This window comes from Streptomyces sp. NPDC127106 (genome assembly GCF_042677605.1).
Lineage (GTDB): Bacteria > Actinomycetota > Actinomycetes > Streptomycetales > Streptomycetaceae > Streptomyces.
This window is the reverse complement of sequence record NZ_JBHXTC010000110.1, coordinates 1-8,108: the sequence shown is the minus strand read 5'-3', so window position 1 is coordinate 8,108 and position 8,108 is coordinate 1. Positions and strand designations below refer to the sequence as shown.

Genomic DNA, 8,108 nt, shown 5'->3' with positions numbered 1-8,108 from the left:
GCACGGCCGCGGTGCCCTGCCGGGGGCTGCTGCGAGGGCTACGCGGGGCCGTCAGAGGGCCTTGCCGACGAGGAGGTCGTCGCCGGCGACGTCCACCCGTACGGTGTCGCCGTCGCGGACCTCGCCGGCCAGGATCTCCTTGGCGAGGCGGTCGCCGACCGCCGTCTGGATCAGGCGGCGCAGCGGGCGGGCGCCGTACGCGGGGTCGTTGCCCTTGTCGGCGAGCCAGGCCAGGGCTTCCGGGGTGACGTCCAGGCTCAGGCGGCGCTCGGCCAGGCGCTGGGCCAGGCGGCCCACCTGGAGCTCGGCGATGTGGGCCAGCTCGTCCCTGGTCAGGGCGGAGAAGACGACGAGGTCGTCGAGCCGGTTGAGGAACTCCGGCTTGAAGGAGGCCCGGACGGTCTCCAGGACGTTCTTGCGCTTGTCCTCCGGGGAGCTGAGCGGGTCCATCAGGAACTGGCTGCCGAGGTTGGAGGTGAGGATGAGGATGGTGTTGCGGAAGTCCACGGTGCGGCCCTGGCCGTCGGTGAGCCGGCCGTCGTCGAGGACCTGGAGCAGGATGTCGAAGACCTCCGGGTGGGCCTTCTCGACCTCGTCCAGCAGGACGACGGAGTACGGGCGGCGACGCACCGCCTCGGTCAGCTGGCCGCCCTCCTCGTAGCCGACGTAGCCGGGCGGGGCGCCGACGAGGCGGGCCACGCTGTGCTTCTCGGAGTACTCCGACATGTCGATGCGGACCATGGCCCGCTCGTCGTCGAAGAGGAAGTCCGCGAGCGCCTTGGCCAGCTCGGTCTTGCCGACGCCGGTGGGGCCGAGGAAGAGGAACGAGCCGGTCGGGCGGTCGGGGTCGGCGATGCCCGCGCGGGTGCGGCGAACGGCGTCGGAGACGGCCCGGACGGCCTCGCCCTGGCCGATCAGGCGGCGGCCGAGCTCGTCCTCCATGCGCAGCAGCTTCTGCGTCTCCCCCTCCAGGAGGCGGCCGGCCGGGATGCCCGTCCAGGCGCCGACGACGTCCGCGATGTCGTCGGGGCCGACCTCGTCCTTGACCATGGTGCGCTTGACGGCCTCCGCCTCGGCCTCGGCCTCGGTGGCCTCGGCGAGCTCCCGCTCCAGCGCCGGGATCTCCCCGTAGAGCAGCTTGGAGGCGGTGTCGAAGTCCCCGTCGCGCTGCGCGCGCTCGGACTGGCCGCGCAGTTCGTCGAGGCGCTCCTTGAGCTCGCCGACCCGGTTGAGGGACTGCTTCTCCTTCTCCCAGCGGGCGGTCAGGCCGCGCAGGTCCTCCTCCTTGTCGGCGAGGTCCTTGCGGAGCTTGTCCAGGCGCTCGCGCGAGGCCGGGTCGGACTCGTTCTTCAGCGCCAGCTCCTCCATCCGCAGGCGGTCGACGGCGCGCTGCAGCTCGTCGATCTCCACCGGGGAGGAGTCGATCTCCATGCGGAGCCGGGAGGCGGCCTCGTCGACGAGGTCGATGGCCTTGTCCGGCAGGAAACGGGAGGTGATGTACCGGTCGGAGAGGGTCGCGGCGGCCACCAGGGCGCTGTCGTTGATCTGCACCTTGTGGTGGGCCTCGTAACGGCCCTTGAGCCCGCGCAGGATGGCGATGGTGTCCTCGACGGTCGGCTCGGCGACCAGGACCTGCTGGAAGCGGCGCTCCAGCGCCGGGTCCTTCTCGATCCGCTCGCGGTACTCGTCGAGGGTGGTGGCGCCGACCATGCGCAGCTCGCCGCGGGCCAGCATCGGCTTGAGCATGTTGCCGGCGTCCATGGCCGAATCGCCGCCCGCGCCCGCCCCGACGACGGTGTGCAGCTCGTCGATGAAGGTGATGATCTGGCCCTCGCTGGACTTGATCTCGGCGAGGACGGTCTTCAGGCGCTCCTCGAACTCGCCGCGGTACTTGGCGCCCGCGACCATCGCGCCGAGGTCGAGGGCGACCAGGCGCTTGTTCTTGAGGGACTCGGGGACGTCGCCCTTGACGATGCGCTGGGCCAGGCCCTCCACGACGGCGGTCTTGCCGACGCCGGGCTCGCCGATGAGCACCGGGTTGTTCTTGGTGCGTCGGGACAGGACCTGGACGACCCGGCGGATCTCGTGGTCCCGGCCGATGACGGGGTCGAGCTTGCCCTCGCGGGCCGCGGCCGTGAAGTCCGTGCCGAACTTCTCCAGGGCCTTGTACTGGCCCTCCGGGTCGGGGGTGGTCACCCGCCGTCCTCCTCGTGCGTTCTGGAAGGCGTCCAGCAGCTTCTGCGCCGTCGCCCCCTGGGCGGAAAGGACCTCTCCGGCCGCGCCGCCCTTGTCGGCGACGGCGATGAGCAGGTGCTCGGTGGAGAGGTAGTCGTCGCCGAGCTCCGTGGCCCGCCGGTCGGCCTCGGCGAGCACGGCGAGCAGGTCGCGGGTGGCTTGCGGGGGCGCGACCGTGGAGCCGGTGGCGCTGGGCAGTGCGGCGAGGAGCCGCTCGGCGCCGGACCGCACGGCGGCCTGGTCGGCCTCGGTGGCCGCGAGGAGGTCGGTGAGGTTCTCGTTGTCCTCGCCGGCGAGCAGGGCCAGCAGCAGGTGTGCCGGCGTCAGGTCGGCGTGGCCGTCCTTGACGGCGCGGCTGGTGGCGTTGTTCAGCGCGTCCCGGCTCTTGTTGGTCAGCTCGGCGTCCACGTGCGGCTTCTCCTCTCCGTACGGTGCATCCGTCTCGGGGCTGCATCAGGCGATCTGACACAGTCAACGTGCGCAAAGTTGAGTCTATTCCACTCAAGGCGGGTTTCGGGGCGCGGCTGCGCGGAGCCGTACGCTCCTCGCATGTCCCATGACGTACTCAACCCGACGCCCGGTTACCTCGCCTTCTGGCGGGAGCGGCACGTCTGCACGCTGACCACCCCGCGCCCGGACGGCACCCCGCACGTGGTGCCCGTGGGCGTGACGTACGACCCTGAGGCCGGCGTCGCCCGGGTGATCAGCAACAAGCACAGCAAGAAGGTCCGCAACGTGCTGGCGGCCCAGGCGGTGGAGCCGGGCTCGGCCCGCGTCGCGGTGTGCCAGATGGAGGGGCGCCGCTGGGCGACCCTGGAGGGCCGGGCGGTGGTGCGCACGGACGAGGAGGCGGTCGCGGACGCGGTCGCGCGCTACGCGGAGCGCTACGGGCGGATGCCCTCGCCCAACCCGGACCGGGTGGTCATCGAGATCGCGCTGGACCGGGCGATGGGCCGCGCCTGAGCCCGCCGCACCCGCGCGCCCCGGGGGGTGCGGGGGGTTTCGGGGTTCCGGGGGCTCCGGGGTTCCGGAGGATTCCGGACGGTTCAGTTTTCACCTTGTCCGGTTCGGCTACTGGACGCCGAAACCACAACGGCGCCATCGTGGTCAGGTCCACGATGGCGCCGTTGTGTGGGGGAAGCACCTGGAGCGATCTGCAACGACAGGGGAATCGCTTCAGGCACTGCGGGGGGTGGCGGTGGTGATATCGGGTTCGAAGAGCTGGTGGTCGCGCTGATCGAGGTTGACAAAGACCATGCCGTAGCGCACCTCGCAGCGGACCGGCTGCGGCGCGCCGCGGGGGCGGCGCAGGCAGCGGTACGCCCGCACGTCCTCGTCCTCCTCGCGCGTGATCACGATGGGCTGGCCGAAGAGGGTGACCATCAGCGAGTCGCCGACCTGGGGGATGGCCGTCGCGAGGTCGATGAACTGCCAGCCGGAGCGGTAGGCGGAAGCCATTTCGCGGCGGAAGCCGCGGTCATCGGGGGTCATACCGTGCTCTCCACGACAAGGGCTGCGGAATCGGCATCTGCGGGGGTCGAGCGCCACCCGCTGTCCAGCGGGGCCCCGCGCCAGCCGCTGTCCGCCGAGGGCTCGCGCCAGCCGCTGTCCGCGACCGCCGCGTGGATGTCCGCAGCACCTCCGGCGCCCCCCAGCGTGGCCGCGGCGAGTCCCAGACCGGCCACAGCCGAGAAGATGACGGTGGCAAGCGCCGAGCGAAGCATTCTCTTGTTCATGGTCGGCTTCGTCCTCACTTGATGAAATCCTCTCCCCCGCCTGTCAGACGATGGCTCATTCAGGCACGTCGCTGCCACAGGGACGATGCATCATGTTCTTGCATGTTCAGGACCCTGGGGGGTGGAGATTTGACAATAAACACAACAAAAGCGACACATCCCCACTCGGTCGCGAACCTGTGCTCCGAAGGAGCGCGCCTCTACACGAGCGCGCTGCGCACCGGGCGCATCGCACGGGGAGACGTGGAAGCGGCACCCTGCCTGCTCGACCTGGCCCTGCTGCAGCCGGATCCTGATGACGTCAATGCACTGCGTCCGGTTCCACCGGCGGTTGCGCTGGCCCAGCGGCTGCATCCGATCGAACGGGAGATCCGCGAGCGGCACCGCGATTCTCTCGAACTCTCCGAAGCGTTCGAGCCGTTTCTGGCCATCAGTGCACAGGCTCCGGCCAGCACGCACGCCATCACCGTGCTGGAAGGCTTCGACGCCATCAACGCGGCCCTCAACCTGGCCACCGCCGAGTGCCACACGGAGATGCTCACCGTCCAGCCCGGCGGCGCCCGCCCCAGCCTGGAGCTTACGGAAGCCCTGGAGCGCGACCAGCCGCTGACGGACCGCGGTGTCCGGATCCGTACCCTCTACCAGCACACGGTCCGGCACAGCCGGGGCACGCTCGCGTACGTGGACATCCTCAAGGCCGGCAAGGTCGAGGTGCGGACGCTGGAGGAGCTCTTCGAACGGCTCATCATCTTCGACCGCACGGTCGCCTTCATCCCCGCCAGCGACGACCGCCAGGTGGCCCTGGAACTGCGCCACCCGGGGCTCGTGGACTACCTCATCAAGGTCTTCGAGCAGTTGTGGCACCGCGCGGTGCCGCTCCAGGAGGAAGTCACGTACCAGCCCACCCGGGACGGCATCACGGGCGTGCAGCGGACCATCGCCCAGCTCCTCGTCGAGGGGCACGTGGACGAGGCCATCGCCCGCCGGCTGGGCATGAACGTACGGACCTGCCGGGCGCACATCGCCAAGCTCGCCAGCACCCTCGGCAGCGGCAGCCGCGCCCAACTCGGCTTCCTCATCGCCCGGTCGGGGATCCTGGAGGAGGGCGGCTCCGACCACTGAGGCGGGACCGCCGACGCATCGCCGGAACGACGGCGGAACGACGGCGGAAGGCCCCGCCCGGGACGCGCCCGGGCGGGGCCTTCGACAGGTCGGCGGGCCGGAGCTCCGCCGCCGCTAGTCGTTCGCCCGCTTCGGGGCGGGACGCCACACGACGAGGGCGTTGCCGCCCACCGGCGGCTGGTACTTGACCAGATCGCGGCGGTACGAGGCGTGCACCTGGGCCTCGCGCTGCTGCATCACGGCAGCCGCGCCCTCGACCGCGGCCGAGAGCTCGGCCACGCGCTGCTGGAGTGCCTCGACCTGGTTCTGCAGCTCGATGATCCGCTTGATGCCGGCGAGGTTGATGCCCTCGTCCTGGGACAGCGCCTGCACCGTGCGGAGCAGCTCGATGTCCCTGGCCGAATACCGCCGTCCGCGGCCCGCCGTGCGGTCCGGGGAGACCAGCCCCAGGCGGTCGTACTGGCGAAGGGTCTGCGGGTGGAGACCCGAGAGCTGGGCGGCCACCGAGATCACGTAGACCGGGGTCTCGTCGGTCAGCTCGTATGCCCCGCCACCGAACCGGGGCTGTCGTCGGCGGCCGTCCATGTCAGGCTCCCTTCGCGGACTCGAACAGCGCGGCGCGCGGGTCCTCCGACTCCGTCGCGTCGCGGTACATCTCCAGCGCCTCGCGGGCCTTGTCCGTCAGCGTGGACGGAACCGCGACCTCCACCGTCACCAGCAGGTCGCCGCGGGTGCCGTCCTTGCGGACCGCGCCCTTGCCGCGGGCGCGCATGGTGCGGCCCGAAGGGGTGCCCGGCGGAAGCTTCAGCGTCACCACGGGCCCGCCGAGCGTCGGAACCTTGATGTCGGCGCCCAGGGCCGCCTCGGAGATCGTCACCGGGACGGTCACCGTCAGGTTGTCGCCCTTGCGGCCGAAGACCGGGTGGCTGCCCACGTGGACGACGACGTACAGGTCGCCGGCCGGGCCGCCGCGCTCGCCCGGTGCTCCCTTGCCGCGCAGCCGGATCCGCTGGCCGTCGGAGACGCCCGCCGGGATCCGGACCTGCATGGTCCGCGAGGACTTGGCGCGGCCGCTGCCCTTGCAGACCTCGCAGGGGGTCTCCGCGATCAGGCCGCGGCCCTTGCAGTCCGCGCAGGGGTCCGTCAGAGAGAAGCCGCCGCCGCTGCCCCGCGAGACCTGACCGGTGCCGACGCAGGTCGGGCACACCCGGGGGGTGCCGTTCTTGTCGCCGGTGCCCGAGCAGGCCTTGCAGGGGGCCTGGGAGGACATGCGGAGCGGGACCGTGGCCCCGTCCACCGCTTCCGTGAACGAGAGGGTGACCTCGGACTCGACGTCCTGGCCCCGGCGCGGCTGGGTGCGGGTCCCCGGACCGGCGCCGCCCCGGTTGAACAGGCCGCCGAACACGTCGCCGAGGCCGCCGCCGCCGAAGCCGCCCGCACCGCCGCCCTGGGTGCCCCCGAAGAGGTCGCCCAGGTCGAAGTTGAAGGAGCCGCCGCCCGCGCCGGGACCGGGGCGGAAGCCGCCGTTCCCGAACAGCGCGCGGGCGTCGTCGTACTCCTTGCGCTTCTTGGCGTCGCCGAGGATGTCGTTCGCCTCGGAGATCTCCTTGAAGCGCTCCTCGGCCTCGACGTCGCCCTTGTTGGCGTCCGGGTGGAACTCGCGGGCGAGCTTCCGGTACGCCTTCTTGATCTCCGCCTCGGTGGCGTCCTTGGGGACGCCGAGGACCTTGTAGTAGTCCTTCTCGACGAAGTCCTTCGTGCTCATCCCCGACGTCCCTCCTCTCGCGCCATCACATGATCAGCTTTGCGGACGTCAGCCCTTGTCGGCTGCATCCGCGTCCTTGTCCGCGGGCGTGTCGCCCTCCCCGGACTCGGACTTCGGGGCCGTGCCCGGCTGGGGCTCGGCCACCGCGACCCGCGCGGGGCGGATCGTGCGCTCGCCGATCCGGTACCCAGGCTGCAGGATCGCCACGCAGGTCGTCTCGGTGACGTCCGGCGCGTACGAGTGCATCAGGGCCTCGTGGATCGTCGGGTCGAAGGGCTCGCCCTCCTTGCCGAACTGCTGCAGGCCCAGCTTGGCCGCAGCGGTCTCCAGCGATTCGGCCACCGACTTGAAGCCGCCGACCAGTTCGCCATGGTCCCTCGCCCGGCCGATGTCGTCCAGGGTCGGGAGCAGCTCGGACAGCAGGTTCGCGACCGCGATCTCCTTGACGGCGATGCGGTCCCGCTCCACGCGGCGACGGTAGTTCTGGTACTCCGCCTGGAGCCGCTGGAGGTCACCGGTGCGCTCGGCGAGCGCCGTACGGGCCTGGTCCAGCTGCGCCACCAGGGCCGCGTTCGCGCCCTGGGCGGAGGGGGTGGACTGGTCGGTCCGTGCTCCGGAGTCCCCGGCCGGGGCCGCCGGCTCCTCAGCGGAGGAGTCGGCGGTCTTCGGCTCGGCAGCGTCGTCGGGGGTGGCGTCGCCGGGGACTTCGGGCTTCTCCTCGAAACCCGCGGTCTCCTCCGACATCAGGCCGCGCCGCCCTTCGGCTTCTCGTCGTCGACGATCTCGGCGTCGACCACGTCGTCGTCGGCCTTGGCCTGGCCCGCGTCACCGGCACCGCCGGCGGCCTGGGCGCCGGCGTCGGCGTAGATCGCCTGGCCGAGCTTCTGGCTGACCGCGGCGACCTTCTCGGTCGCGGTGCGGATCTCGGCCGTGTCCTCGCCCTTGAGCTTCTCCTTCAGCTCGGCGACGGCACCCTCGACCTCGGTCTTCACGTCGCCCGGGATCTTGTCCTCGTTGTCCTTGACGAACTTCTCCGTCTGGTACACGAGCTGCTCGGCCTGGTTGCGGGTCTCGGCGGCCTCGCGGCGGCGCTGGTCCTCCTCCGCGTACTGCTCGGCCTCCTGGCGCATCCGGTCGACCTCGTCCCGGCCGAGCGAGGAGCCGCCGGTGACGGTCATCTTCTGTTCCTTGCCCGTGCCCAGGTCCTTGGCGGTCACGTGCATGATGCCGTTGGCGTCGATGTCGAAGGA

General features: G+C 71.3%; 9 protein-coding genes. 2 read left to right on the top strand and 7 right to left on the bottom strand.

Translation table 11 applies throughout. The features are described from left to right. Positions 1 to 51: 51 nt before the first annotated feature. Complete coding sequence (gene clpB / locus ACFVGY_RS37320; RefSeq protein ID WP_385686896.1) at positions 52 to 2,643, bottom strand: ATP-dependent chaperone ClpB; 2,592 nt, start codon at positions 2,641 to 2,643, stop codon at positions 52 to 54. 141 nt (positions 2,644 to 2,784) lie between these two features. Here clpB and ACFVGY_RS37315 point away from each other — a divergent pair, with 141 nt between their 5' ends. After that, the gene (locus ACFVGY_RS37315; protein ID WP_385686893.1) at positions 2,785 to 3,198 is read left to right on the top strand and encodes a pyridoxamine 5'-phosphate oxidase family protein; all 414 of its coding nucleotides are present in this window, start codon (positions 2,785 to 2,787) and stop codon (positions 3,196 to 3,198) included. 213 nt (positions 3,199 to 3,411) lie between these two features. Here the strand turns inward: ACFVGY_RS37315 and ACFVGY_RS37310 are convergent, their stop codons facing one another. Both ACFVGY_RS37310 and ACFVGY_RS37305 read right to left on the bottom strand, forming a co-directional pair. Beyond that, a complete protein-coding gene (locus ACFVGY_RS37310; protein ID WP_114053450.1) occupies positions 3,412 to 3,726 on the bottom strand; it encodes a (2Fe-2S)-binding protein in 315 nt (104 codons plus the stop codon). Beyond that, positions 3,723 to 3,971 (bottom strand): hypothetical protein, encoded by a 249-nt coding sequence (locus tag ACFVGY_RS37305; protein WP_385686890.1) that lies wholly within the window; start codon positions 3,969 to 3,971, stop codon positions 3,723 to 3,725. Before ACFVGY_RS37305 ends, ACFVGY_RS37310 begins: the two co-directional genes overlap by 4 nt. Before the next feature lie 102 nt (positions 3,972 to 4,073). On the opposite strand from ACFVGY_RS37305, the gene ACFVGY_RS37300 reads away from it, so the two are divergent. Next, entirely contained in the window at positions 4,074 to 5,093 is a 1,020-nt protein-coding gene (locus tag ACFVGY_RS37300; RefSeq protein ID WP_385686888.1) for a helix-turn-helix transcriptional regulator, read from the top strand. A gap of 114 nt (positions 5,094 to 5,207) precedes the next feature. Here ACFVGY_RS37300 and ACFVGY_RS37295 read toward each other — a convergent pair whose 3' ends face one another. The 4 genes from ACFVGY_RS37295 to ACFVGY_RS37280 form a co-directional block, all read right to left on the bottom strand. Beyond that, entirely contained in the window at positions 5,208 to 5,678 is a 471-nt protein-coding gene (locus ACFVGY_RS37295) for a heat shock protein transcriptional repressor HspR (RefSeq protein WP_385686885.1), read from the bottom strand. A 1-nt stretch (position 5,679) separates the two neighbouring features. Further along, complete coding sequence (gene dnaJ, locus ACFVGY_RS37290; protein WP_385686882.1) at positions 5,680 to 6,858, bottom strand: molecular chaperone DnaJ; 1,179 nt, start codon at positions 6,856 to 6,858, stop codon at positions 5,680 to 5,682. Positions 6,859 to 6,906: 48 nt separating this feature from the next. Next, positions 6,907 to 7,602, bottom strand: a complete 696-nt coding sequence (gene grpE / locus ACFVGY_RS37285) for a nucleotide exchange factor GrpE (protein WP_385686879.1) — start codon at positions 7,600 to 7,602, stop codon at positions 6,907 to 6,909. Further along, positions 7,602 to 8,108, bottom strand: a 507-nt coding sequence (locus tag ACFVGY_RS37280; protein WP_385686876.1) for an Hsp70 family protein, incomplete at its 5' end; no start/stop codon positions are given. The genes grpE and ACFVGY_RS37280, both read right to left, overlap by 1 nt.

Coding starts and splice junctions, on each gene's coding strand:
- ACFVGY_RS37315 (WP_385686893.1), top strand. CDS start 2,785: ATGTCCCATGACGTACTCAACCCGACGCCCGGTTACCTCGCCTTCTGG.
- ACFVGY_RS37310 (WP_114053450.1), bottom strand. CDS start 3,726: ATGACCCCCGATGACCGCGGCTTCCGCCGCGAAATGGCTTCCGCCTAC.
- ACFVGY_RS37305 (WP_385686890.1), bottom strand. CDS start 3,971: ATGAACAAGAGAATGCTTCGCTCGGCGCTTGCCACCGTCATCTTCTCG.
- ACFVGY_RS37300 (WP_385686888.1), top strand. CDS start 4,074: ATGTTCAGGACCCTGGGGGGTGGAGATTTGACAATAAACACAACAAAA.
- ACFVGY_RS37295 (WP_385686885.1), bottom strand. CDS start 5,678: ATGGACGGCCGCCGACGACAGCCCCGGTTCGGTGGCGGGGCATACGAG.
- dnaJ (WP_385686882.1), bottom strand. CDS start 6,858: ATGAGCACGAAGGACTTCGTCGAGAAGGACTACTACAAGGTCCTCGGC.
- grpE (WP_385686879.1), bottom strand. CDS start 7,602: ATGTCGGAGGAGACCGCGGGTTTCGAGGAGAAGCCCGAAGTCCCCGGC.